This window comes from Massilia eburnea (assembly GCF_050709955.1).
GTDB lineage: Bacteria > Pseudomonadota > Gammaproteobacteria > Burkholderiales > Burkholderiaceae_D > Rugamonas > Rugamonas eburnea_A.
Genome location: NZ_JBNZFX010000023.1, coordinates 1 through 24,553 on the forward strand (window position 1 = coordinate 1; position 24,553 = coordinate 24,553).

Consider the following 24,553-nt stretch of genomic DNA (forward strand, 5'->3'; position numbering starts at 1 on the left):
CACGTCGACCTTGCGTTTGGCCAGCTTGTTGGTCAGCACATCGCGTACCTGGCTAAGCTGGAACTCCGAATCGGCGAATGCCGTCAGGTCGTTTTCTTTTTGTTCTACGCGCGCATCGCTGCCTTTGAAGTCGAAGCGGGTCGAGATTTCCTTGTTGCTTTGATCGACGGCGTTGCGCACCTCGATCATGTCCGCTTCGGATACTACGTCAAACGATGGCATATTCTTTCCTTTACAATGAAGCACCCGCCCTACGGGCGGATTCAAAAGAAGCGACATTTTAACGGACAAACAAGCGAACGCTCGGTCGTTTTTGTCATAATTGCACTATAATCGAGCAAAAACTTGATCTGCCCATGCCTTTCCCCGATTTTCTCCAGCACGACTACTCACTGAAGCAATTAAATACATTCCGTATTGATGTACGCGCCAAACATTACCTGCGCGTGACATCGCTGGAGCTATTGCGCAGCGCGTTAGCCGATCCGCAACTGGCCGCCATGCCGCGCCTGGTGCTGGGCGGCGGCAGCAACCTTCTGCTGACGCGCGATTTCCCCGGCCTGGTGCTGCATATTGCGCTGGAAGGCCGCGAAATCCTGGCCGGTACCGCGACGCACCACCACGTCCGCGCTGCAGCCGGGGAAAACTGGCACGACTTCGTGCAGTGGACGCTGGCGCAAGGCGTTGGCGGGCTGGAAAACCTGTCGCTGATCCCGGGTACCGTGGGCGCAGCTCCGATTCAGAATATTGGGGCGTATGGGGCGGAAACCAAGGATTATTTCCTGTCGCTGACCGCGTTTGACCCGGCCAGCGGCGCAGTGCGGGTGATGGATAGCGCCGAATGCCGCTTCGCCTATCGCGACAGCGTGTTCAAGCACGAAGGCCGCGAGCTGATCATCCTCGACGTGAGCTTTGCGCTACCGCGCGCCTGGCAGCCCAACCTGCGTTACGCCGAGCTGGCGAACGCCGTGACGGAGCAGGGCCTGGCCGCGCCAACGCCGCAGCAAGTAGCCGACACAGTGATCGCCATCCGCCGCCGCAAGCTCCCCGATCCGGCGGAAATCGGCAATGCCGGCAGCTTCTTCAAGAATCCCGTGGTCAGCCCCGAACAATGCGCCCGGCTGCTGGAGACATTCCCGGCCCTGGTGCACCACCGCCAGCCGGACGGCAGTGAAAAGCTGGCAGCAGGCTGGCTGATCGACCAATGCGGCTGGAAAGGGAAGTCGATGGGCGCGGCCGGCGTGTACCCGAAACAGGCCCTGGTGCTGGTGAATAACGGCGGCGCCACCGGCGCCGAAGTGCAAGCGCTGGCCGCCGCCATCCAGGCCGACGTGGCCGCGCGCTACGGCGTAGCGCTCGAACCCGAGCCAGTCTTCATATAGAAATGTCCACTTTGGGGTCAGGAACCAAAATGGACATTTTCTGTAGAAATGTCCACTTTCGTTCCTGACCCCAAAGTGGACATTTCACTCTGCGTTGACGACGCGGTTGCGGCCGCCTGATTTGGCGGCGTAGAGGGCGCGGTCGGCTGCTGCGACCAGTTCGCTCCACGACGATTGCTTGCTCGGTACGATGGTCTTGACACCGATCGACATGGTCAGCACGCCGTGGGGCAGGGCGTTGGCGTTCTCGATCTCCAGCTTCTCCAACTGCCGCAGGCAGGCGTTGGCGACATTCATCGCGCCGGCATTGTCGGTCTCGGGCAGGATGATGGCGAATTCCTCGCCGCCGTAGCGCGTGACCAGGTCGGCCGGGCGCTTCAGGTTTTCGGTCATCACTGCCGCCACCTTCTTCAGCGCCAGGTCGCCGGCCGGATGGCCGTAGCTGTCGTTGTATTGCTTGAAGAAGTCGACGTCCACCATCAGCAAGGACAGGGGTGTCTTGTCGCGCTGGCCGCGCTGCCATTCCAGCACCAGGGTTTCATCGAAACGGCGGCGGTTGGAAATGCCGGTCAGCGGGTCGAGTGCAGCCAGCTTTTGCAGCTCCACGTTGGCCGCCGCCAGTTTTTGCTGGCTCTCGCGCAGGAAGCGGAAGGCCTGGTCGCGCTGCAGGCGGTGGATGTGGGCGTTCGAGTGGTGGCGCACGCGCGCCAGCAATTCCAGCTTGTCGGGCAGCTTCACCAGGTAGTCGTTGGCGCCGACGGCAAAGCCGTACGCTTTCAGCTTGGGGTCTTCGCGTGCCGACAGCACAATGATCGGCACATGGGCCAGCGATTCCTCGGCGCGGAAGCGGCGGATCAGCTCAAAGCCGTCTACTTCCGGCATCACCAGGTCTTGCAAAATCACGGTTGGCTGCAGCGAATTGGCGCAGGAAATGGCCTCACGTGCATCGGTGGTGAAGTGGAATTCGATATCGTCCTGGTCGGCCAGCATGCGCCGCACCGCTTCCGCGATGATCAACTGGTCGTCGACCAGCAGCACACGTACCTTGAAATGGGTCAGGCTTGGCTCGGTTTCCAGGTTCAAGGTGAGTACGTCAGGCATCGCTTTCCTTTAAATCAGTTTGCCTCCGATCGTGCTTCGCAGGAATGGGCCGATCTTATCGAGAGGCAGGATGGTTTGCGCCGCATCGAGTTCTATCGCGGCGCGCGGCATGCCATATACCGCGCAACTGGCCTGGTCCTGGGCAATGGTGTTCTTGCCCGCGCGGCGCAATGACAACATGCCTTCGGCGCCATCGCGCCCCATACCGGTCAGCAGCACGCCGACTGCGTCGCCTTTCCAGTGCTGTGCCACGCAGTTGAAAAACACGTCGACCGAGGGCCGGTAGGCGTAATCCTTCGGATTGGCATCGTAACTCAGTTGGTACTTTTCATCCAGCACAAGATGGTCGTTGCTCTTGGCGACCATGACAATTCCACCCTGCAGGGCTGTGCGGTTTTCTATTGCCCGCACCGGGACGGCCAGCTGTTCCGACAGCCATTTGGCAAAATGGTCGGCGAAATTCTCGTCGATATGTTGTACCACGACGACGGCGCAATTGGGCGGCGGCGTCCAGCCGGCGAGGATGCGCGCCACAGCCATCGGGCCGCCGGTCGAGGCGCCAATCGCCACCAGGGTATCGAGCGCTGCTTCGCGCGGCTGCGGCATGGTCGCATTGCGGCGCGGGGGCATGGACTGGTTGCCGCCGCTGTGGCGGATCAACTTGTCCATGGTCTTGATCTTGTGCAGCAGTTCGGCGTCGCCGCCCTGTATCCCCTGCAGCACCGGGGTGGCCGTCACATCGAGCGCCCCGGCCCCCAAGGCGCGAAACACCTGGTTGACGTTGTCCTGCGGGCGCCCGGTCACCACCAGGATGGCGCACGGACATTCCTCCATGATGCGGCGCGTGGCTTCGACCCCGTCCAGCTCCGGCATATTGAGGTCCATCAAGACCAGGTCAGGCCGGTCGACGCTGCATTTGTATACTGCCTCCAGGCCGGTGCGGGCGATCCATGCTACCTGGTGTTCCTGTGTGCTGGCGACCACGCGCCGCAGCGCTTCCGCCGCCATCGGAACATCATTGGCGATGGCGATTCTCATCGGTAAGCTTCGCCTATCAGGTCGGACACCGCATCCAGCAGCGTCTCGTCGTGGAAGCTACCCTTGGTCAGGTAATAGTCGGCCCCCGCGGCCAGCCCGCGCGCGCGGTCTTCCGGCCGGTCTTTGTAGGAGACGATCATGACGGGCAGCTTATGCAAATGCAGGTCTTTCTTGATCAGGGTGACCAGTTCAATGCCATCCATGCGCGGCATGTCGACGTCGGTGATGACCAGGTCGTAGTCGCCGCTGCGCACCACGTTCCAGCCATCGATGCCGTCGATCGCAATGTCCACTTCAAAACCGCATCCCACCAGCAGTTTGCGCTCCATTTCGCGCACTGTGAGCGAATCGTCCACGACAAGGATGCGTTTCATTCTACGCCGTCCGGCGTGGTCTGCGCGCGTGAGTTGATGCAGGCCGCCTTCTTCCAGCAGCTTTTCAACTGATAGCAACAAGTCCGGCACGTCCAGGATCAGCACCGGTTCGCCGTCATCCAGCAGGGCAGCGGCCGAAATATCGCGCATCTTGCCGAAAATCGGGTCGATGGCTTGCACTGCCAGGCTTTCTTCGCCGCGGATCTTGTCCACCACCAGGGCATAGCGGCGCGTGCTGCCGCCGATCACCACCACCGGCATTTCTTCGGCATGCTCCATATCGCCCAGTTCCAGCACCTGGGCGGCGGCCACCAGGCCGAGATGCTCGCCTTCGTGGTCGAAGAACTGCTTGTTTTCCAGCGTATGCACGGCGCCTTGCGGCACCATGATGACGCGTTCGACCTTGACGATGGGGACGGCGTAGGCTTCGCCTTTGACGTCCACCACCAGGGCGCGCACGATCGACTGCGTGAGCGGCAAGGTGATCGAGGTGCGGAAACCCTTGCCCAGTTCGGACTCGATGCGCACCGTCCCGTTTTGCTGGCGGATGGTGTCGTGCACGATGTCCAGGCCCACGCCGCGGCCGGAGATCTCGGTAATGCCGCCTTTCAGGCTGAAGGCGGGCAGGAACAGGAATTCCAGCAGTTCCGCATGCGACATGGCGGCCACCATCTGCTCGGTAGCCATCTTGCGCTCAATGACCGTGCGGCGGATTTTTTCCGGATCGACGCCGCGGCCGTCGTCGCTGATCTCGATATTCAGCATGCCGGCGCGGTGGCGCGCTTCCATCACAATGGTGCCGGTGGCAGGCTTGCCGGCCGCAAGCCGTTCTTGCGTGGTCTCCATGCCGTGGTCGACGGCGTTGCGCAGCATGTGGTTCAGCGGGCTTTCTATGCGCAGCAGGATGTCGCGGTCGACCAGGGTGTCTTCGCCATCGATCAGCAACACCACGTCCTTGCCCAGGCTGCGGGCCAGGTCGCGCACCATGCGCGGGAAGTGCTGGATGCCGTCGCGGAAAGGGCGCATGCGCAGGGACAGCACTTCATCGACCATGTTCTCGGAACCCGTCAACAGGCGGCGTTCGTAGTTTTCCATGTCGGTGATGTGCTCCAGCATGAACTGCTTGAGCGGCTGGCTTTTCTGGATCGCCAGCAGGGCCTTTTCCTTCAGCGTCGGGTCGCTGGTGTGGGAGGCGGCTTCCATCACGTCTTCCAGTACCGCGAACAGGGCGGCCTGGTTGCGCTTGTAGCGCTGCATGCCCTGGATCAGGGGATGCAGCTGGTGGGCGTTGATGCGCGCTTCGCTTGCCAGCGCGAGCAGGCGGTCGAAGTTTTGCGCGTTCTTCATCGGCGGCAGGCTGCGGCCGGGGATGGCCGGTTCCGCTGCGCTATCGGAGGGCGTTTCGGCGGCCGGGCTGACGGCTGGCGCGGTTACCGCCGCGGGCACCGGCGCAGGTGCGGCGACTGCGGATGGCAGCACTACCGGCTCCGGCAGGAAGGCAATGCCTTGTACATCGTTCATGGTCTTGCTCACTTGCGCGCTATTGGCTGCCAGCCAGGCGTCCAGGTCGTCGTTGACGCGTGAGCATTGCACGATCAGGTCGACCGCCGCCAGCAGCGCATCTACCCGGTTCGGCGCCAGTTTCAGCTTGCCGGCCTGGGCGGCGATGAAGGCATCCTCCATGCCGTGCGCCAGCTGCACGATCATCTCCAGCCCGACGATGGAGGCGGCGCCCTTGATCGAATGGGCGGCGCGCATCATGGATTCCACGGCGGCCGGGTCGTTGCGGCGCTCGAAGGCCAGCAGGCCGTCGGTCAGGATCTGGGTCTGGCTGTCGGCCTCCATGCGGAACAGGTCCAGCATGGAAAACTGGCTCAGGTCATCCTTCTTGTCGCTCATCGCAAGGTCCTCGCCAGTTGGTAGCCGAGCAGGCTGTCGTCCAGGCAGCCGACCTGCATGTCCTGGTGCGGCAGTACGCCGGCCAGGTATCGCTCGATGCCTTTATTGATGGTGGCGGCGGGCGGTTTCAGTTCGCCGGCGGCGTAGCGGATGATGCCGTGCAGCTCGGCCACCGGCAGGGCGTAGGCCTGGCCTTCCCACTGCACCAGCAGCATGCGGGCGAATGTATGGCGGCCGGCGCTTGCCTCGCCGCCGGCTTCGTCGACGCCCAGCAGGTCGGCCAGCGATATGCAGGGATACAGCTTGCCGCCGGCATTCACCACGCCGCGCAGGCCGCGTGCATTGCGGTGCGGCAGGCGGTGCGGGATGGCTTTCGGCGCGATCTGCTGGAACATACTGGTCGGCAGGGCGAGCCACTCACGGCCGATGCGGAAGGCGACGCAGGAGCTGTCGTGGCGCGCGCTGTTGTCCGGCGGGGTGCGGAAGTGCTCAGCCCATTCGCGCAGGTAGCCGGGATCGACCGGGCGCTGCAGGTTGCGTAATGCGGCGTCGGCATACACCTGGCAGTTGCGGCAATGGACAGCCTTGTCGAGGATTTCACAGCTATGGTCGCCGGCGACGCCGATCCGGTTCCAGCAGGCGTCGATGTCTTGGATTTGATCAGTCATGGTTCTGGTCGGCTATCACTGTGGCTGCTGGCGCTGGAATGCGCGCGCCGCGCGGGCCTTCAGCGTAGCGGCGGCGCTGCTGTTGCCGCCTTGCTCTTGCAGCAGGGCCAGGTGGCACAGGGCTTCATAATGGTCTGGCTTCAGGTAAAGGCAGCGTTTCAGCTGCGCTTCGGCGTCGGCTGGTTTGCCGGCAGTTTCGGCAAGCAGGCCGAGGATGAAATAGGCTTCGGCGGACTCGGGCTGTTGGGCAAGCAACTCGCGGCAGGCGGAATCGGCTTCCAGCGGCTGGCCGGCGTCGGCCAGCTTGCGAGCGTGCGCGAGCAGCGATTCGTCGCCGGCAGCGACCAGCGGCGGCGTTGCGGCGCTGGCGGGGTGGCGGCTGGCATGGGGCGGGCGGGAGCCGATGCCGGCCGCGGCGGGGGGCGCGCCGGTGAGGCGCGCGTGATTGGCGGCCTGGCGCTTGGGGGCTGCGGCACCTGCCGCGGCGGATTGGCCTTGCGCCAGGGCGGGGCGGGCCGGGGCGCCGCTACGCATGATGTCCTTGCGCAGGGCGAATGCCTGGCGATGCGGCATTGGCGAAAAGCCGTGACGGACGAAGGACGGCACCTCCGCGTAGCCCGCCAGCATCATGCCCTCACCGGTGAGGTGCTCCGACAGGCGCGCAATAGCGGCCGCGGTGGTCGGCTCGTCGAAATAAATCAGCAGGTTGCGGCAAAAGATCACGTCGTACTGGCGCGCCGTGCCAAGCGCGCCTTCAAGGATGCTGCCCTGGCCGAAACGGATGCGCGCGCGCAGCGCGTCGTTGATCCGGTACAGCTCATCGTCGCCGGCCCAGGTGAAATAGCGGTCGCGGAACGACAGGTCCTGTCCGCGAAACGCGTTGCGCCCGAATACTCCCGCTTCAGCGCGCGCAATACAGGCTGCGCTGATATCGATGGCATCGATCACGAATGATTGCGGGCTGACGCCTGAATCGCACAAGGCCATCGCCATGGAATAGGGCTCCTCGCCGCCGGCGCAAGGCACTGACAGGATGCGCACGAGTTTGGCGCCGTCGGCCAGTCGTTGGCGCACGAACCCGACTGCTGCAGCAAACGCTTGCGGATCGCGGAACAGCCAGGACTCCGGCACCACCACCAGCTCCACCAGCTCGCGCAATTCCGCTTCATCGAGCGCATCGGCGTAGGCCTTGCGCACCGTTTCTCCAGTTGCCCGCATGCGCCGCTGCACCGCCTGTTCAACCGTGCCGCGGGCCAGGTTCATGCCGGTCAGGCGGCGTAGTGTGGAGAGCACATTCATCGGGCTGCAGCCTCCGCCGGGAACAGGCGCGCCCGCAACTCGGCCGGCAGCAGCGCATTGACATCGACCAGCTGCACCATGCCGTTCGCATCGCCGGCCACCGGGCCGAGGAAAGGGGCTGCCTGGACGCCGCTCGGCGCCAGGTCTTGCGCCGCAACCTCCTGCACGCCCTGCACGCGCTCTGCCATCAAGCCCAGGGCATGCAGCGTGCCGTCGGGCGCGGTGTAATCGGCCACCACGATGCGCGTGTCGAAATGCTGGCGCGACGGCGCGCCGCCGCTGATGCGCGACAGGTCGATCACCGGCATCGGGACGCCGTGCAGGTTCAGCAAGCCCGCCACACTGTCCGGCGCCAACGGAATGCCTTTCAGTTCAAGCAAAGGCAGCACGCGCCGCACCTGCCGCAACGGAAGGCCGTAGCGGTCGGCGCCAATGTGGAAGACTAGTACCTTCATGCGTTCACGGCGAATGTGGAGACGCTCGATTGCAGGTCGCCGGCCGCGTACTGCAACTGGTGCACGGCTTCGCTGGTGGCCTTCAGCGATTCCACGGTCTGCTGGGTCGCATCGTTAAGCTGCATCATGGTCTCGCTGATCTGCTGGGCGCCGACTGCCTGCGCCTGCATGCCTTGCAGCACGGCGTCGAACTGCGGCGCCAGTTTCTGCACCTGGTCCATCACGCCCGACAACTGGTCGGTCACCTGGCGCACTTCGCCTACGCTGCGGCGGATCTCTTCGGAGAATTTGTCCATGCCCATCACGCTGGCCGATACCGCCGACTGCATTTCCTTCAGCATCTGCTCGATGTCCCAGGTCGATACCGAAGTCTGGTCGGCCAGGCGGCGGATTTCAGTGGCCACCACCGAGAAGCCGCGGCCCGCCTCGCCCGCCTTCTCGGCTTCGATGGCGGCGTTCAGCGACAGGATATTGGTCTGGTCGGCCACCTTGGTAATGGTGGTCAGCACGGAGTTGATGTTGGAAGCCTTTTCCGACAGCGCCGCCAGCTTGGCATTGATCGAATCGGTGGCGTTGACCATGTTCTGCATAGTCTGGTCCATGCGGCGCAGGTTGCCCTGTGCTTCGGAAGTGGCGCTGGTGGTGTAGTCGGCCACTGCGGTCGCATCTTCCATGGTTTTGAGAAGCTGCGAAGTGTTCGACGAAATCTCCTTGGTGGTGCTAAGTATTTCCACCGAAGTCTGCGCCTGCTCGACACCGGTGGCTTCCTGCTGCTTGGCCGAAGCGGCAATCTCGGTGGCCGAGGTGGTGACCTGGATGCCGGCCTTTTGCACATTGTTCAGCAGCTGGCGCAGGTTGTCGAACATGCGCTGCAGGCCTTCGCCAAGCTGGCCGATGGCATCCTCGCCGGTCACGGTGATCTTGCCGGTCAAGTCGCCGCTGGCCGCGCCTGAAACAGTGATCAGCAGCGCATCGACTTTACGGCGCAGCGCATTTGTCTGCTCCTGTTCGCGCACGGTGGCGTCCTGCAGTTGCTGGGCCATCCTGTTAAAGTCTTCGCTGACTTTGCCCAGTTCATCGCCCGAGGTCACGCTGATGCGCGCCGCCAGATCGCCGCTGCCCAGGCGCGACAGGCCGGCTGTCAGCTCGGCCAGGGGGCCAAGGATGGCGCGCGCCAGGGCGTAGGCGATCAGCACCGACAGTACGACAACCGCAATGCCGCCGCCGATCATCAGGTTATTCTGGCTGCTATGCAGGTCGGCCGACTTGCTATTGCGCTCCGCCAGCAGGCGGCGCTCTTCTTCGCTCGCCTGTTCCAAGAGGTCGCGCGCGGCGGATACGATGGCCGCCGCCTCCTTCAGCTCGGGCGACTGGCCCAGCGTGTCGGCAGCGCCTTTGGTGTCGGCCAGGGCACGGCGCTTTTCGATCTGCCGGCGGATGTTTACGTCGGCCCAGGTGGTCAGCAGGGCCTGCGCGCGCTTCAGGCGGTCATTTTGCTGCCCGTTGTCGGCTGTCAGCTGGACCGCTCTCGCGATGTATTGTTTCAGCTTCTCGGAATTTTCACGCTCGCTGGCGATGAAGGTCTCGTTGCCGGTCAGGATATAGCCGCGCGTGTCCACCTGGATCTGCAACGACGCATTGTTCACGCGATCGAGCTCGATCAGCACTTCCATCGTGTGCTTGTCCCAGCTATTGGCGTCGGTCAGGCGGGTGAAATTATTGTAGGCCAGGATCAACAGTAGCAAGATGATTGCGACTATGGTGCCGAAGCCGATGTACAGTTTATTCTTGATACTCATATTATTCATGCGCTGGTCTCCGGGGACGAGGGGCTTTCTTCCAAGGCAATGTAGCAAAAAAAACGGGCCGCGCAAAGCGGCCCGTCTTAGAGGAGCGAGGACAGCTTACTGGCCGCGCTTGTTTCGTGCGTTGGCAGCGATGCGCATGCGCAGCGCGTTGAGCTTGATGAAGCCGCCGGCGTCGGCCTGGTTGTAGGCGCCGCCGTCTTCGTCGAAGGTGGCGATGGTCTGGTCGAACAGCGAGTCGGTCTTCGAATCGCGGGCCACCACGATCACATTGCCCTTGTACAGCTTGATGCGTACCCAGCCGTTCACGGTGGCCTGGGTGTGGTCGATCAGGGTCTGCAGCGCAACGCGCTCCGGCGCCCACCAGTAGCCGTTGTAAATCAGCGAAGCATAGCGTGGCATCAGGTCGTCCTTCAGGTGGGCCACTTCACGGTCCAGGGTGATCGACTCGATGGCGCGGTGCGCCTTCAGCATGATGGTGCCGCCAGGGGTTTCGTAGCAGCCGCGCGACTTCATGCCGACGTAGCGGTTTTCACACCAGGTCCAGGCGGCCGATGCCGTGCTTGCCGCCCAAGCGGTTCAGTTCAGCCAGCACCGTGGCAGGCGACATGCGGGTGCCGTTCAGGGCCACGATGTCGCCCTTTTCGAATTCGACGTCCAGGTATTCCGCCTGGTCCGGTGCAGCCTCAGGGCTGACGGTCCAGCGCCACATCGATTCTTCCGCTTCCGCACTTGGGTTTTCCAGGTGGCGGCCTTCGAAGGAGATGTGCAGCAGGTTGGCGTCCATCGAGTACGGCGCGCCGCCGTTCTTGTGCTTCATGTCGACGGCGATGCCGGCGTCTTCCGCGTATTTCAGCAGCTTTTCGCGCGACAGCAGGTCCCCACTCGCGCCATGGAGCGATCACGCGCACACCTGGCTTCAATGCATAGGCGCCCAGTTCGAAGCGAACCTGGTCGTTGCCCTTGCCGGTGGCGCCGTGCGAGATGGCGTCGGCGCCGGTCTGGTTGGCGATTTCGATCAGGCGCTTGGCGATCAGCGGACGTGCGATCGAGGTGCCCAGCAGGTATTCGCCTTCGTACACGGTGTTGGCGCGGAACATAGGGAACACGAAGTCGCGCACGAACTCTTCGCGCACGTCGTCGATGAAGATGTTCTCAGGCTTGATGCCGAACTTCAGCGCCTTGGCGCGTGCCGGCTCCAGCTCTTCACCCTGGCCCAGGTCGGCGGTGAAGGTCACGATCTCGCATTTGTAGTTGTCCTGCAGCCATTTCAGGATCACGGAGGTGTCCAGGCCGCCGGAGTAGGCGAGGACTACTTTTTTAACGTCACTCATGGTTTTCTCAGTCAGTTGGGTGTTCGGTGTCGATTTTTCCGAGCAACAGGTACTCGATCAAGGCCTTCTGTACGTGCAGGCGGTTCTCCGCTTCATCCCAGACCACGGATTGCGGACCGTCGATGACTTCGGCCGCGACCTCCTCGCCGCGGTGGGCCGGCAGGCAGTGCATGAACAGGGCGTCCGGCTTGGCGCGGGCCATCTTGGCGGAATCGACGATCCAGCCGTCGAAGGCCTGCAGGCGGGCCCGCGTTCTCTTCTTCGTAGCCCATCGAGGTCCAGACGTCGGTGTTGACCAGGTCCGCGCCCTCGCAGGCGTCCGACGGGTTGGCGAAGAAGGTGTGAGCGGGTCGGTCGATACCAGCGACATGTCCATGTCGTAGCCGTGCGGCGTGGAGACATTGACGTGGAAGCCGAAGACTTCGGCCGCCTGCAGCCAGGAGTACAGCATATTGTTGGCGTCACCCCACCCAGGCCACCACCTTGCCCTTGATCGAACCGCGATGCTCGATAAAGGTGAAGATGTCGGCAAATACCTGGCAAGGATGGTGTTCGTTGGTCAGCCCGTTAATCACCGGCACGCGCGAATGCGCAGCGAAACGCTCGATGATGTCCTGGCCGAAGGTACGCACCATGATGATGTCGCACATGCGCGACATGACCTGGCCCGCGTCTTCCACCGGCTCGCCGCGGCCCAGTTGGGAATCGCGGGTATTCAGGTAGATCGCAGCGCCGCCCAATTGATGCATGCCGGCCTCGAAGGGACAGGCGGGTACGGGTCGAATTCTTGTCGAACACCATGACCAGGGTGCGGTCGATCAGGGGATGGTAAATCTCGTAGGCTTTGAACTTGCGCTTGATTTCCGCTGCGCGGGCGATCACATATTCGTACTCCTCCAGGGTCAGGTCGTTGAACTGGAGGTAGTGCTTGATGCTTTTAGGTGGTATAGACATCTTTGCAAAGTTTTGCTGCGGTGGACTAAAGATTATACGGGCATTTCAATAAATCGTGGCCGGGCGTTCGGGGTCATGCCGCGGCGCCGATAGCGGCAGGTCCAGCGTGAAGGTGGTGCCAGCGCCGCCGCTGTCGACGGCGATCTGGCCCGCCCAGCAGGGAAGTGACGATGGTTGTAACTGATTGACAACCCCAGGCCCGAGCCGCCCTGCCCAAGCTTGGTGGTGAAAAATGGGTCGAAAATGCGCGCCTGGTTCTCCGGCGCGATACCGGCGCCGTTGTCGCTGAATGATATCAGCACGCGGTCCTGCGCCGGCGTCGTGGCCACCAGGCGCAGTTGGCCGCCTTCGCGGCCTTCGAATGCGTGCAGCAGGGCGTTGTTGATCAGGTTTGTGATGACCTGGCCGAAGGGGCCGGGATAGCTGTCCAGCATGATCATGTCCGGCACCTCGAACTCCATGACGTGGCCATCCTTGCGGATGCGGTTCATCACGGTTGCCACCACTTCATGCGTCACCTGGTGCAGGTTGAAGATGCGGCGCTGCTCGGTGGTGCGGTCGACCGCCACCTGCTTGAAGCTCGATACCAGGTCGGCCGCGCTGTGCAGGCCGCGCATCACCAGGATGGAGGCCTTGCGCGCATCGTCGATGAAGGCCAGCAGTTCCGACTTGCGCAGCCCGCGCCCGTTGATGGTGTCTTCCAGCTCGGTGGTTTTCTGCTCCAGCGTGCTGGCAATCAGCAGGCTGTTGCCGATCGGCGTATTCAGTTCATGCGCCACGCCGGCCATCAGCGCGCCAAGGGCCGCCAGCTTCTGCTGCGATACCAGCTGCGACTGGGCTTCCTGCAGCTGCCGGTAGGCCAGGGCGTTATCCAGGGCGATGGCGCCGTAGGCGCACAGGGTGCGGAAAATCAGGCGCTCACGTTCACCGTAGGCGTGGTCGTGCATGGCTTGCACCGTCATCACGCCGAGTACCCGTTCGCCTACCAGCAGCGGCACGTACAGCGCGCTGCGGCTGGCCGCGGTACCCGGCGTGACCGTGCTGTCGCGCTCGAACGGGATCTGGTCCATGTACACCTCGCGCCGTTCGCGCAGGCATTGCGCGGTGTAGGCGCTAGGGTGGTCGAGCCGGATCGTGTTGCGGGGCAGGGCCTGGCCGGCTTCCACGCCGAAGGCGCGTTCCAGCTGGCGGCCGGCTGGATCGACCAGGTAGACCGCGAAAGTATTGGCCGACAGCAGGGCGTGGGTGTGGCGATCCAGGGCCTGGAACACGGCGCCGGCATCGAGGTGGGTGGTGATCTCCTGGCCGATGGCGGACAGGCGCTCCAGCAGCTTGCTGGTCTGCTGCAGCACTTCGGCGCGGCGGGCTTCGGACATGGCCAGCTCGCGGTGATGCAAGCCTTCCGCGCGTGCCTGCTCCGTCTGGTGGTGCACCTGCATGGCGATGGCGCGGCTGGTGGCTTCCAGCGTGTGGGTCTTTTCGCGCGCGGCGCTGGCGGCAGTCGCCATTTCATAGGCGCGGGCAAAGTCGCCCAGGCGTGCGTACTCGGCGCCCAGGGCGTCATACAGGTCGCCCGGTACCGTGTAGCCCTTGATGGTTTGCGCCGCTTCCAGCGCCTTGTGCAGGTAATGCAGGCGCGCGTTCGGCGCTCCCATGCCCGGCGGCGCTGACAACTGGAGTTGGCCGTGGATCAATGCCAGCACGCGCAGCGCGGCAATATGGTGGAAGGCATTGTGGTGGCGCGCGGCCCGCTCCACCGCCAGCAACGCCATGTCCAGCGCTTCCAGCGAACGATTGAGGTAGCTCAGGGCATGCGCCTGGCCGCGCAGCGCCACGATCTTGAAGTCGCCCTGCTGCAGCGCTTCGGCACGGTCCGACAGGCGCTGGAAGGCGTCCAGCGCTTCGCCATAGTCCTTCTTGTCCAGGCACAGTTCGCCCAGGTGCTGCAAGGCGATGGCGTAGGTGCGGCCGTTGGCTTGCGGCGCCAGTATCACCAGCGCTTCGCGCAGCAATTCTTCCGCCGCGTCCAGGCGGCCCAGGCGGCGCACGATGTCCGCCGTGTGCACCAGGCAGGAACCGATGCTGCGCGGCCAGCCGGTGGGCTTGGCCAGTTCCATGGCGCGCTGCATCCATTCCAGGCCTGAATGGTGGTCGTTCAGTTGCGAGAACTTCTCCGCGATATTGATGGCGGCGGTGGCGGCGGCGCGGACCTGGCCGGTTTCCAGCGCAGCCTCGTAGCTGCGGATGTAGAAGCCGGCGGAATTGCCGATGTCGCCGGCCTGGCTGGCGGCGATGGCGAAAAAATCGTTGATCCAGCAATCGACGCTCGGCGGTACATCTTCGGACAGGTCGAAGCGTGCGCCCCAGCGCTCGGTGGCGGCGTGCAGGTCGCGCAATGCCGCCCAGCGCGCCTGGACCGCATCGGCGATGGCGGCGCGCTGCTGGTCGCAAGCCTTGTGCGCCCACAGGGAGCAGGCTTCCAGTTCCGCGTCGCGCTGGCCATGGTTGCCGCGGTCGACGGAGATCCAGGCGCGCAGCCAGTGGGTGTCGGCACGGCCGATGCAGTCGTCATGGGTTTCGAATGCTTCCATGGCGCGGGCCGCCAGGGCCCAGGCCACATCGAGTTCGCCCAGCAGCCAGCGGATTTCGCCGTCTATCAGCAGCAGGCGCGCTTCCAGGCAGGCGCGCTCCAGGTCCGGCAGTTGGGCCACCGACGCCAGGGCGGCCGCTTCGCGCGCCAGTTCCTGCGCGCGCTTGCCGTCGCGCTGCCTTAGATGCCAAGCCAGGGGCAGCAGCACCGGAAGCCGCATGAAGCCACGTAATGGCAGCAGCTCAAGCTCCCACTGCGCAACGGCGTCGTCATCGGCAAACAGAAGCTGCATTGGCGTCCCGGTCAATAAAGCGTTTGCGAGGACTCGTGCAACAACTGGCCGTACAGCGTGTGCCGCATTTTCGCGATCTTGCCCTCGCTGACGGCTTCCAGCACGGCGCATTGCGGTTCGCTCAAATGCCGGCAGTTGTAGAACCGGCAGCCGCCCAGATAGGGCTGGAAATCGCGGAAGGCCCGTTCCAGCATGCCTTCGCTCAGGTGATACAGGCCGAATTCCTGGAAGCCCGGCGAATCGATCACGCTCGAATCGGCCCCCACGTGGTACAGGCGGGTGAAGGTGGTGGTGTGCTTGCCGGTGTCGAGCGCCTCGCTGATCTCGCGCGTGGCGATATCGGCATCCGGCACCAGGATGTTGATCAGCGAAGACTTGCCCATGCCGGACTGGCCGATCAGGATCGAGGAATGCCCTTGCAATAGCGGCGCCAGGGTGGCGCCGGTCTGCTCCGGCTGGCCGGTGGCTGATACCTCGATGACCTCATAACCCATGGCGGAATACACCTGCAGGCGCTTGCGCGCGTGTTCCAGCATCTCGGTCACGTCGACCTTGTTCAGCAGCAGGCGCACGTGGATGCCGGCCGCCTCCGCTGCCACCAGGGCGCGCGACACCAGGTCGTCCGAGAAGCTCGGTTCCGTGGCGACCACGATGAACAGCTGGTCCACATTGGCCGATAGCAGTTTGGACTTGTATTGGTCGGAGCGGTACAGCAGCGTCTTGCGCTCCTGGATCTTGTCGATCACCGCCTGGTCGGGGGAGGTCAGCGTCAGGTCGACGATATCGCCCACGGCGACATTGGTCTTCTTGCCGCGCGTAACGCATTGCAGGCGCTGGCCTTGCGCTTCCGCCAGGTAGTGGCGGCCGTGGGCTGCGATGATGGTGCCGGTTCGTTTGCCTTCCTTGCTCATGCCTGGCCCAGTGCATCGGCCTTGGCGGCGCAAATGAAATCGTTGATCGACAAGCCGTTGACCGAGTGCGTGTCATAGCGCACCTGGCAGGTCTTGTAGCCCACCACCAGCTCAGGGTGGTGGTCTTCGCGGTGGGAGATGTAGGCCAGCGCATTCACGAAGGCCATGGTCTCGTAGTAGTTGTTGAAGCCGAAGGTGTTTACCAGCTTGCCGCTGGCCATGCTCCAGCCATCCAGCAACTGGCACAGGCGCAGCGCTTCGGCTGCATCCAGGGCTTGCGTCTGGTGGCTGCAGCGCAGGGCGCGCAGGTCGTCCGCGGTGTGGATGTTCGCTGTCATTGTCGCAGTCATTGGGATGCCACCAGGTTGAGTTGACGGATCCGCACGCTGGCGGGCGGGTGCGAATCGTAGAAGGCCGAATGTAGCGGGTCAGGCGTCAGGGTCGAGGCATTGTCCTCGTACATCTTGACCAGCGCCGACACCAGGTCGCGCGCGTCGGTATGCTTGGCGGCGAAGGCATCCGCTTCGAACTCGTGCTTGCGCGAGGTGAGCGATGTCAACGGGCCAAACAGGAAGGTAAATACCGGCAGCACCAGCATGAACAGCAGCAGCGCCAGCGCGTCGTTGGCCTGGCCGGGCACGATGATCGGGTTCACGCCCAGGCCGGTGTAGAACCAGAGCTGGCCTTTCAGGTAGCCAAGCAAGGCGAGGAAGCCAAGCGACAGGCCGAACATCACCACGATGCGCTTGACGATGTGTTTCAGCTTGAAGTGGCCCAGTTCGTGCGCCAATACCGCTTCCACTTCCTGCGGCGACAGGCTGGACACCAGGGTATCGTAAAACACGATGCGCTTGGCCGCGCCGAAGCCGGAGAAGTAGGCGTTGCCGTGTGCGCTGCGCTTGGAGCCGTCCATCACGAACAGGCCCTTGGAAGCGAAGCCCACGCGCGTCATCAAGCTTTCGATGCGCTGCTTCAGCGACTCGTCCGCCAGCGGCGTGAACTTGTTGAACAGCGGTGCAATCAGGTTAGGGTAGAGCGCCATCACCAGGAGCTGGAAGCCGCACCACACGAACCAGGCGTACAGCCACCACAGGCTGCCCGCTTTTTGCATCAGCACCAGGATTACCCAGACCAGCGGCAGGCCGATCACGGCGGCGATGCCGACGCCCTTGACCAGGTCGAAGAAAAACAGGCCCTTGCTCATCTTGTTGAAGCCAAAGCGCTCTTCCAGCGTGAACTGGCGGTAGTAATCGAGCGGCAGGTCGATCAGGCCCGACACCAGGCCAAAGGCGACAATCAGCCCAAGCTGGTAAGCCATGCCGCCGCCAGTGAGGTTGAACAAAGTCGCCGACAGCCATTGCAGGCCGCCCAGGAAGGTAAAGGCGATCAGCGCATTGCTGGAAATGAGCATATTCACCAGGCCAAGCTTGGTGCGCGCGATGGTGTAATCGGCGGCCTTCTGGTGGGCGGCGAGCGGGATCTTTTCGGCGAAATCAGCCGGCACGGCGGCGCGGTTCTGCAGCACATGGCGGATATGGCGCGAGGCGAGCCAGAAGCGCACCGCCACGGTCAATGTTAAAAAAGCAACGAACAAAAACGAAAACGCGTGTGAATACATTCTGTGCCTGTGAGAAAATGGCGGATTAATCCTGCCTTATATTGTCTTAGAGAGAATTATGTCACAAGCGAACGACACCCCAGTAACCCCGGCCACCCCGCAGCGCCCGAACGAGATGAACCTGGTGTGGGTCGACATGGAGATGACCGGCCTGGAGCCTGAGACCGACCGCATTATTGAAGTGGCAATGGTGGTCACCGACATGCACCTGAACGTGCTGGCCGAAGGCCCGGTGCTGGCGATTCACCAGTCGGACGCAACGCTGGACAAGATGGACGCCTGGAATAAAGGCACCCACGGCCGCTCCGGCCTGATCGACCGCGTGAAAGCGTCGACCGTAAGCGAAGCGCAGGCCGAAGCCGAGCTGATCGCCTTCATGCGCCAATGGGTCCCGAACAGCAAATCGCCAATGTGCGGCAACACTATTGGCCAGGACCGCCGCTTCATGGTCAAGTACATGCCGAAGCTGGAAGCGTTCTTCCACTATCGCAATATCGACGTCTCGACCCTGAAGGAACTGGGCCGCCGCTGGAAGCCGGAAATGGTTTCCGGCTTCAAGAAAGCGCAAAAACACACCGCGCTGGCTGACATCATCGAATCGATCGAAGAGCTGAAGTACTACCGCGAAAACTTCATCAAGCTGTAATTGCCGCAAGAAATGTCCACCTTGGGGTCAGGAACGAATGCGGACATTCCCCAGGGAAATGTCCGCATTCGTTCCTGACCCCAAAGTGGACATTTTGCTTTGCAGCTTCGTCGCTTAGGCGACTACGCGGGCGGTGCGGCGCAGGCCCAGAAATAGGGCTGATGCGGACAGCGCCGCCAGTGCGGCGGCCAGCGGCCAAGGCGGAGCGCCGTCCCCGCTCACTGGGGTGTAGACCGGCAGCAGTGCGAAATCAGCGGGGCCAAAGGGTTTGCCGTTGAAGACGTAAGGATAGAAGTGGCGCCTTACCCGCTCGTGGTAGGCGCCCACGCGATCCAGGTAGGCCAGCCGCGCCTCCATATCGGTGCCGGCCAGCCGGTGCAGCAGCACCTGGACGTTCACCCCCGCCAACACCAAGCCCGCATTCCGCGTCCAAACTTCGCGCGACCATAGCGCACGGCGGTACTGTGCTGCCTGGGCTGACACCATGTCGTCTCCGGCCTGGTGCATCGCGTAATACCATTTCCAGTGGAAGCCTTCCGGCAGTGGCGCAGTGTCTTTCCATTCTGGATGCGTGCCGAAGAAGCGCTGCATCGTTTCGTCCCGCGGTCTGTCCCAGGCTGTATGCACGGCCTGGCGCTGTGCCAGTGCCAGTTCGGCGCCTTGTGCGACGGGAAGTGCGCGTTCCAGCACGGCGTTGACGGTCGTCGGCAGCACTAGCGCAAGCAGCACGAAGGCGGCCAATAGCAGTGCGGCGCCGGCCGCCGCGCTGCGCGCTGTGGCTGCACCCCAGGCGGCCAGGCCGCACCAGAACGTCACGTACAGCAGGGCGGCTCCGGCCAGCACGGCTGCTTCGCCGGCTGCGGCACCGGACAGCAATGCCCCGGTGGCCAGCGGCAGCAGCAGGGCGGCGGCAACCAGCACAAGGCGCAGCACAACCCGCCGGCGCCACAAGGCACCGCGCTCGCCGGGCAAGGATGAAAGCAGCCGCAATCGCCCCGCTTCGCGTTCTCCGCTGACCAGGTCGTGCATCAGCGCGATGATGAACAGGGGCGCCAGGTAGACCAGCACGAAAGCAAAGTCGAAGCGCCCCGGCGCTGCCAGTTCGGGGTTGAAGGCCTCCGATTCGTAGAGCTGCGCCTGCAGGCCCAGGGCGCGCACCTGCAGCGCATACGGCTGGACGTCGCGCTGGCCGATGGCGGCAAAAGCCAATGGCGCCGCTGGGTCGAAGGTCAGGTGCGGCGTGTAGTAGGCAGTGAGCCCGGCGTCGCCGTCGGCTGGCTGGTGCGCCGACCGCTCGGCGAGAGCGGCGGCATGGACGCCGGCAATCCGTTCCAGCGCCGCGCGCTGCGTGGCCACTGTGCGCATACCGTTCCAGACCGCCAGTGCGGACAAGAGCGCCAGCACCGCCAGCGCCGCAACAGCAGGGCGTGAGCGCAGCAACAGCAGGAGTTCAAACTTCCAGTTCTTCATCAGATTTTCCTTTCCAAACGGTGCGCCACAAAGGCTGCGGCCAGCGCTGCGGCGGCCAGCCAGCCGGCGAGGATTGCCAGTGCTGGCCATACGCGCTGCGTGACGCTGCGTTCCAGCGGCGATGGCGGATGCCGGTAGCGCGGTAGGGCGCGCCAGTAATCGGCCGCAATGCGCTGGGCGCGGTCGTCGTGGTATCTCACTTTTTCGGCGTGCAGCCGGTTCAGGGCCTGGATCAGGCGATAGCGGTAGTCCTCACCGGCCAGCAGGAAGCGTTCATGCGCGCTGCGGTCGGTATCGGCCAGTGCGGCCGACATGCTGCGCAGGGCCAGCAGCGGCACCGCCATTGCCGCCGTATCCAGCAAGCTTCCCTGCGCCGCCTGGAGCGCGAAGTCGCGCTGCATGCTGGACAGGAACAACGCGCTGGTCAGGCGCTCGCCTTCTTCGATCACCAGACCCTTGTAGTTGACCGGCAGGTCCTCTACCTGGCTGACGCCATAGCGTTTCAGCACACTGTCGCGGAAGTTCCTGAAGTAGGGATCGTCCGGGTCATGGCTGTCGCCGATGCGCGCCAGTTCGGCATGGACGGCAGCCTCCATCTCGATGCGGGTGGGGCGCGGCACCATATCGGCCGCCATGTCGGGCAGCACGCGCGGCAGCAGCACCGCCATCAGGGCCCAGGCGCCGACCAGCAACAGCAAGGCATCGCGCGCCCGCCGCGCCAGTGCCGACAGCAGCACCGCAGCGGCCGACCAAAGCAACAGGTAGGCCGCGTAGCCCAGTGCCAGCCAGCCGGCCGGCGCGGCCAGCAGCGGATCGGCTGCAGCAATCGCCGCCAGGGCAGCCAGCGCCGGCGCCGCCAGGGCCACGGCCAGGATGCCATGCGCCGCCAGCTTGCCGGCCACCAGCGCGCCGCCGCTGACCCCATGCGCCAGCATCAGGCGCAGTTGTCCGCGTTCGCGCTCGCGCGCCAGCGAGCCGAAGGCAAGGAACACCAGCAGCAAGGGAGCCAGCACCTGCAGCACGAAGGCTGGCGTCAGCTGGCCGAAGCGCAGCAGCAGCGAGGATTGGCCGGCGTCGCTGAAGTTCGCGCTGTTCTGCCGGTGGCCCTCCAGGTACAGTGTGCTGCCGGTGAAGGGCGCCACGCCGAAATCGAAAAAGGCGAGTGCAGTCAGGGGCCGGAACACGTAGTGCCCGTAATGCACCACGCGGTGCGGATGCCGGTCCGGCTGGCTGTTCCACTGTTGGTCCGCAACATGTTGCAGCCGTTCGCGCTGCACCTCCACATTATGGGCGCGCTCCAGGCTGACCATGATGGCGGCCAGCGTCAGCACCAGCAGCAGTCCTGCTGCCGCTACGGCGACCTTGCTGCGCCGCAGGGCGCGCCATTCTTCGCAGGCCACACGCCAGGCGGTCGCGGCAAATGCCGGCTTCATGCCGCCCTCCGTGCATCGGCATAACGCTGGAATAACTGCTGCACGTCAAAGCGCTGCGGCCCTTGCGCCGACAGTTCGTGCGCGATGCGGCCGCGGTCAAGGAAACCGATGCGGTCCGCCACTTCGGCCGCGCCCAGCAGGTCGTGCGTCACCATGAATACGCTGACGCCGTGCTCGCGCAGCTTGAGCAGCAGGGCATTGAATTCGCTGGTGGCGTGCGGGTCCAGGCCGGTGGTTGGTTCGTCCAGCAGCAGCACCGGTACCAGGCGCGCCACTGCCAATGCAATGGCAACCTTCTGGCGCATGCCTTTGGAATAGCCGCCCAGGCGGCGCTCCCAGTCCGGCTGCGCCAGCCCGACATCGTCCAGTGCGGCTTCGATGATGGCCGGCGCCGCATCGGCTCCACCCATGCGCAGCAGGTATTCGAGGTTTTCACGTGCCGTCAGGTGCTCGTACAGCGCCACGTTCTCCGGCACATAGGCCAGGCTGGCGCGTGCTGCCAGCGGCTCGAGCGCAGGATCGATGCCGCATACGCGGGCGTAGCCATCCACCGGGCGCGCGAAACCCAGGAAAGCGTTCAGGGTGGTGGACTTGCCGGCTCCGTTGCCGCCCAACAGGGCGTAGATTTCGCCGCGCCTTACCTGCAGGTCAAGGCAGTCAAGGACGGTAGCAGTGCCATAGCGGACTGTCAGGCCCACCGTTTCAAGTGCGATGTTATTCATGCGTGTTCTCCTTAAGGTCAGTAGGAAGCCTGCAGCCCGAGCGATACCGCGCGCGGCGAGCCGGGCGCAACCCAGGTGCGTTGGTAGGAACTGGTGTAGTAGGTTTTGTCGAAAACGTTGTCGATGTCGAGCGACAAGCGCAGGCCGCGGGCGATATGCCAGTGCGCGAGCAGGCGCGCCACGGTGTAGGCGGGCAGTTCGAAGGCTGCCGCACCGGTGTTGGCCTGCGCCTGTGTGCGCGATTCGCCCAGGCGGCGCCCGCTATGGGTGGCGCCGCCGCCGAGCGCGTAGCGCTGCCCGGCAAGCATCCCTTCGTACACCAGCATCAGGCTGCCATTCACACGCGGCACGTTCAGCAGGCGGCCGCCTTGCTCCAGCGTGTTGTCGCGCTGGACTTGGGCATCGAGCAGGGACAGGTTGGCATTGGCGCGCCAGCTGCGGCCAAGCTGGCCGGCCAGGTCGAAGTCCAGGCCCCGGCTACGCACTTCGCCCGCTGCCACGGAGTAGGAAGGCTGCGCCGGATCGGCGGTCAGGGCATTGCGTTTGCGGATGTCGAACAGGGACAGCGTGGCGCCAAGCCGTCCATCAGACTGTTCCCACTTCAGGCCAGCCTCGCTGGCCTTGCCGCGTTCCGGGGCGAAGGAGTTGCCGCGCGCATCGTTGCCGGTGTTGGGGCGGAACGAGCTGCCCCAGTTGGCGAACAGCGTCCATTCGGGCGTGGCGAGGTAGCTGGCTCCGATGCGGGGCGAGCTGGCATGCGGCTGCTGTCCTGCGATGCTGCCGTTGCGCCGGTTGGCCAGGGTTTGTTCATGCCGGTCGTGGCGCAGGCCAGCCACCACGCGCCATCGGTCGGCAAGGCGCATCGTGTCCTGGGCGTAGAACGCCACGTTGCGCTGCTTTTCCAGCGTGTCGGTGAATGGCAGTGGGACCGGCTGCGGCTGGCCGTACAGCGGGGCCAGAATGTCGATGGCGTATGGCGCCGCCGCGCTTGGGCTGGCGCGCGACATGCGCAGGTCATAGTCGAAGCGGAAGCCTTCCACGCCAAACAATAATTCATGGCCGGGCGCCGGGCGGCCCGCCAGTTCGGCATGTGCGCCCAGGTCGTCGGAAGCATAGTCGCGCAAGCGGCGCTGGCGGCGCAGGGTATGCTGGTCGGCTTCCAGCGCAGCTGCCGGTTCGCTTGCGTAGCCTTCCAGCGTGGCGCGCTTCCACAGCAAGCCCGCGCGCAGTTGCCATTGGGCGGACAGCGCGTGCTCCAGCATCAACTGCTGCGTGCTGTTGAAGATGCGGATATCGCCATCGGCCGGCTCGCCCAGGAAGCGTTCGCGCGGCACACCCCCCAGCACGCCGTTGATGGCGGCGATGCCTCGGTCCAGCGTGCCCACATGGCGCAGCAGCTCGCCGCGATATTCGAGACGGGTGTCCGGTCCAGCCTTGATGGTCAGCGCCGGCGCCAATAGCGTGCGATGCGATTGCACATGGTCGCGGAAGCTGTCGCACTTTTCGCTGGCGGCATTCAGGCGCCAGGCCAGCGTTTCGCCCAGCGGGCCGGTGGCGTCCAGTGCCGCGCGGCGCAGGCCGAAGCTGCCGACGACGGCGTCCAGCGCGTAAGCGGGCCGCCACAAAGGCCGCTTGCTGACGATGTTCAGCGTGCCGCCAGGTTCACTGGAGCCGTACAGCGCCGCCACAGGGCCTTTCAGGAACTCGATGCGTTCGACTGCCGCCGTATCGCGCGGTGCATTGATGCCGCCCCGGTTGGCTGCGAAGCCGTTGAGCAGCAAGGCCATGCCATTGTTCGGATCGCCCGCCAGGCCGCGGATGGCGATGTTGTCCCACAGGCCACCGAAGCTGTTCTGACGCGATACGCCGCCTGCGTAATCAAGGGCATCGTCGATGCGCAGCGCACCCAGGTCGTCCAGCACCTGGCGCGGCATGATGCGTACCGCTTGCGGCAATTCGCGCAGCGGCAGTTCGGTCTTGCTGCCTCGCGCGTCGCCGGCGAGGTAGCTGCCGGAATCGCGGCGGCCCACGACATCGACGGATTGCAGGTCTTCGGCTCCAGCTGTAAGGGCGAGCAGGGCCAGCGCGCCCGGAAGGGCGCGCAATTGGAAATTCTTCTTCATTTTTCAGTCTCGTCTTGCTTGAACAAGGCGCCGCCATGGCAGGCGGCGCATGGATTGGTCAGGGCAAGGCGAGTGCGGGCGGCCCGCGCGGCAGGCTGGCGATCGTGCTGCGGCGGCCGGGCGGCAGCACCTTGGCGCAGGGCAGAGGCCGGGCCAACGGCGGTGGTGCAGCCAGCACCATGGCGGCTGCTGGCAGGCGTTCGGCCAGCGTGGCCGCGTCGTAGGCCAGGCAGGAATGCGCCGGCGCGGTATCGCGGGCGGCTTCGGGCCAGGCGTGGAATATGCGGTGGCGCAGTCCGGCCGCGATTGCCAGTAGCAGCGCCATCGACAACAGGGCGATCAGCGCAGTACGGGCAGCGGGCCGCGACGGCACACCGGTGCGTCGGGTCATATGCATAGCGGAAGGCGGCACGGGGCCGCAGTCGTGGCTAGGAACCCT

19 protein-coding genes and 2 pseudogenes are annotated in these 24,553 nt (G+C 64.4%); 2 read left to right on the forward strand and 19 right to left on the reverse strand.

Annotated features, from left to right (window positions below):
* On the reverse strand, positions 1-222 hold a 222-nt coding region (locus tag ACQ4MM_RS12380), incomplete at its 3' end, for a DUF520 family protein (RefSeq protein ID WP_431477647.1).
* Positions 223-356: 134 nt separating this feature from the next.
* Here ACQ4MM_RS12380 and murB point away from each other — a divergent pair.
* Entirely contained in the window at positions 357-1,382 is a 1,026-nt protein-coding gene (gene murB / locus ACQ4MM_RS12385; RefSeq protein WP_431477648.1) for a UDP-N-acetylmuramate dehydrogenase, read from the forward strand.
* An 84-nt stretch (positions 1,383-1,466) separates the two neighbouring features.
* Here murB and ACQ4MM_RS12390 read toward each other — a convergent pair whose 3' ends face one another.
* The 13 genes and pseudogenes from ACQ4MM_RS12390 to ACQ4MM_RS12450 all read right to left on the reverse strand — a co-directional run bounded on the left by ACQ4MM_RS12390 (position 1,467) and on the right by ACQ4MM_RS12450 (position 17,720).
* A complete protein-coding gene (locus ACQ4MM_RS12390) occupies positions 1,467-2,483 on the reverse strand; it encodes a diguanylate cyclase (RefSeq protein ID WP_431477649.1) in 1,017 nt (338 codons plus the stop codon).
* Positions 2,484-2,492: 9 nt separating this feature from the next.
* Positions 2,493-3,521, reverse strand: a complete 1,029-nt coding sequence (gene cheB / locus ACQ4MM_RS12395; protein ID WP_431477650.1) for a chemotaxis-specific protein-glutamate methyltransferase CheB — start codon at positions 3,519-3,521, stop codon at positions 2,493-2,495.
* The gene (locus tag ACQ4MM_RS12400; RefSeq protein WP_431477651.1) at positions 3,518-5,794 is read right to left on the reverse strand and encodes a hybrid sensor histidine kinase/response regulator; all 2,277 of its coding nucleotides are present in this window, start codon (positions 5,792-5,794) and stop codon (positions 3,518-3,520) included. Before ACQ4MM_RS12400 ends, cheB begins: the two co-directional genes overlap by 4 nt.
* Positions 5,791-6,462, reverse strand: coding sequence for a chemotaxis protein CheW (locus tag ACQ4MM_RS12405; RefSeq protein ID WP_431477652.1), 672 nt, complete (start codon positions 6,460-6,462; stop codon positions 5,791-5,793). The genes ACQ4MM_RS12400 and ACQ4MM_RS12405 overlap by 4 nt, the downstream gene beginning before the upstream one ends.
* A 15-nt stretch (positions 6,463-6,477) precedes the next feature.
* Positions 6,478-7,761: a CheR family methyltransferase gene (locus ACQ4MM_RS12410; RefSeq protein WP_431477653.1), complete on the reverse strand. Its 1,284-nt coding sequence runs from the start codon at positions 7,759-7,761 to the stop codon at positions 6,478-6,480.
* On the reverse strand, positions 7,758-8,216 hold the full coding sequence (locus tag ACQ4MM_RS12415) for a chemotaxis protein CheW (protein WP_431477654.1): 459 nt from the start codon (positions 8,214-8,216) through the stop codon (positions 7,758-7,760). Before ACQ4MM_RS12415 ends, ACQ4MM_RS12410 begins: the two co-directional genes overlap by 4 nt.
* Entirely contained in the window at positions 8,213-10,024 is a 1,812-nt protein-coding gene (locus tag ACQ4MM_RS12420; RefSeq protein WP_431477655.1) for a methyl-accepting chemotaxis protein, read from the reverse strand. The genes ACQ4MM_RS12415 and ACQ4MM_RS12420 overlap by 4 nt, the downstream gene beginning before the upstream one ends.
* A gap of 96 nt (positions 10,025-10,120) precedes the next feature.
* Positions 10,121-11,355 (reverse strand): annotated as a pseudogene (locus ACQ4MM_RS12425) (argininosuccinate synthase).
* 7 nt (positions 11,356-11,362) lie between these two features.
* Positions 11,363-12,309 (reverse strand): annotated as a pseudogene (gene argF / locus ACQ4MM_RS12430) (ornithine carbamoyltransferase).
* A 32-nt stretch (positions 12,310-12,341) separates the two neighbouring features.
* The gene (locus ACQ4MM_RS12435) at positions 12,342-15,191 is read right to left on the reverse strand and encodes an ATP-binding protein (RefSeq protein ID WP_431477656.1); all 2,850 of its coding nucleotides are present in this window, start codon (positions 15,189-15,191) and stop codon (positions 12,342-12,344) included.
* A gap of 11 nt (positions 15,192-15,202) precedes the next feature.
* Positions 15,203-16,102 (reverse strand): ribosome small subunit-dependent GTPase A, encoded by a 900-nt coding sequence (gene rsgA, locus ACQ4MM_RS12440; protein ID WP_431477657.1) that lies wholly within the window; start codon positions 16,100-16,102, stop codon positions 15,203-15,205.
* Positions 16,099-16,440 (reverse strand): 4a-hydroxytetrahydrobiopterin dehydratase, encoded by a 342-nt coding sequence (locus ACQ4MM_RS12445; protein WP_431477658.1) that lies wholly within the window; start codon positions 16,438-16,440, stop codon positions 16,099-16,101. The genes rsgA and ACQ4MM_RS12445 overlap by 4 nt, the downstream gene beginning before the upstream one ends.
* An 8-nt stretch (positions 16,441-16,448) precedes the next feature.
* Positions 16,449-17,720 (reverse strand): M48 family metallopeptidase, encoded by a 1,272-nt coding sequence (locus ACQ4MM_RS12450; protein ID WP_431477659.1) that lies wholly within the window; start codon positions 17,718-17,720, stop codon positions 16,449-16,451.
* Between the two features lie 58 nt (positions 17,721-17,778).
* On the opposite strand from ACQ4MM_RS12450, the gene orn reads away from it, so the two are divergent.
* A complete protein-coding gene (gene orn / locus ACQ4MM_RS12455) occupies positions 17,779-18,366 on the forward strand; it encodes an oligoribonuclease (RefSeq protein ID WP_431477660.1) in 588 nt (195 codons plus the stop codon).
* A gap of 114 nt (positions 18,367-18,480) precedes the next feature.
* Here orn and ACQ4MM_RS12460 read toward each other — a convergent pair whose 3' ends face one another.
* From ACQ4MM_RS12460 to ACQ4MM_RS12480, 5 genes are read right to left on the reverse strand one after another with little or no spacing between them, the layout of a single operon-like run.
* Complete coding sequence (locus tag ACQ4MM_RS12460; protein ID WP_431477661.1) at positions 18,481-19,836, reverse strand: DUF3526 domain-containing protein; 1,356 nt, start codon at positions 19,834-19,836, stop codon at positions 18,481-18,483.
* Positions 19,836-21,269 (reverse strand): DUF3526 domain-containing protein, encoded by a 1,434-nt coding sequence (locus ACQ4MM_RS12465; protein ID WP_431477662.1) that lies wholly within the window; start codon positions 21,267-21,269, stop codon positions 19,836-19,838. The genes ACQ4MM_RS12460 and ACQ4MM_RS12465 overlap by 1 nt, the downstream gene beginning before the upstream one ends.
* Positions 21,266-21,991 carry an ABC transporter ATP-binding protein gene (locus tag ACQ4MM_RS12470; protein WP_431477663.1) on the reverse strand — a complete coding sequence of 242 codons (726 nt, stop codon included), beginning with the start codon at positions 21,989-21,991 and terminating at the stop codon, positions 21,266-21,268. The genes ACQ4MM_RS12465 and ACQ4MM_RS12470 overlap by 4 nt, the downstream gene beginning before the upstream one ends.
* Positions 21,992-22,008: 17 nt before the next feature.
* Positions 22,009-24,114 carry a TonB-dependent siderophore receptor gene (locus ACQ4MM_RS12475; protein WP_431477664.1) on the reverse strand — a complete coding sequence of 702 codons (2,106 nt, stop codon included), beginning with the start codon at positions 24,112-24,114 and terminating at the stop codon, positions 22,009-22,011.
* Between the two features lie 58 nt (positions 24,115-24,172).
* Positions 24,173-24,505 carry a hypothetical protein gene (locus tag ACQ4MM_RS12480; protein ID WP_431477665.1) on the reverse strand — a complete coding sequence of 111 codons (333 nt, stop codon included), beginning with the start codon at positions 24,503-24,505 and terminating at the stop codon, positions 24,173-24,175.
* Positions 24,506-24,553: the final 48 nt, after the last annotated feature.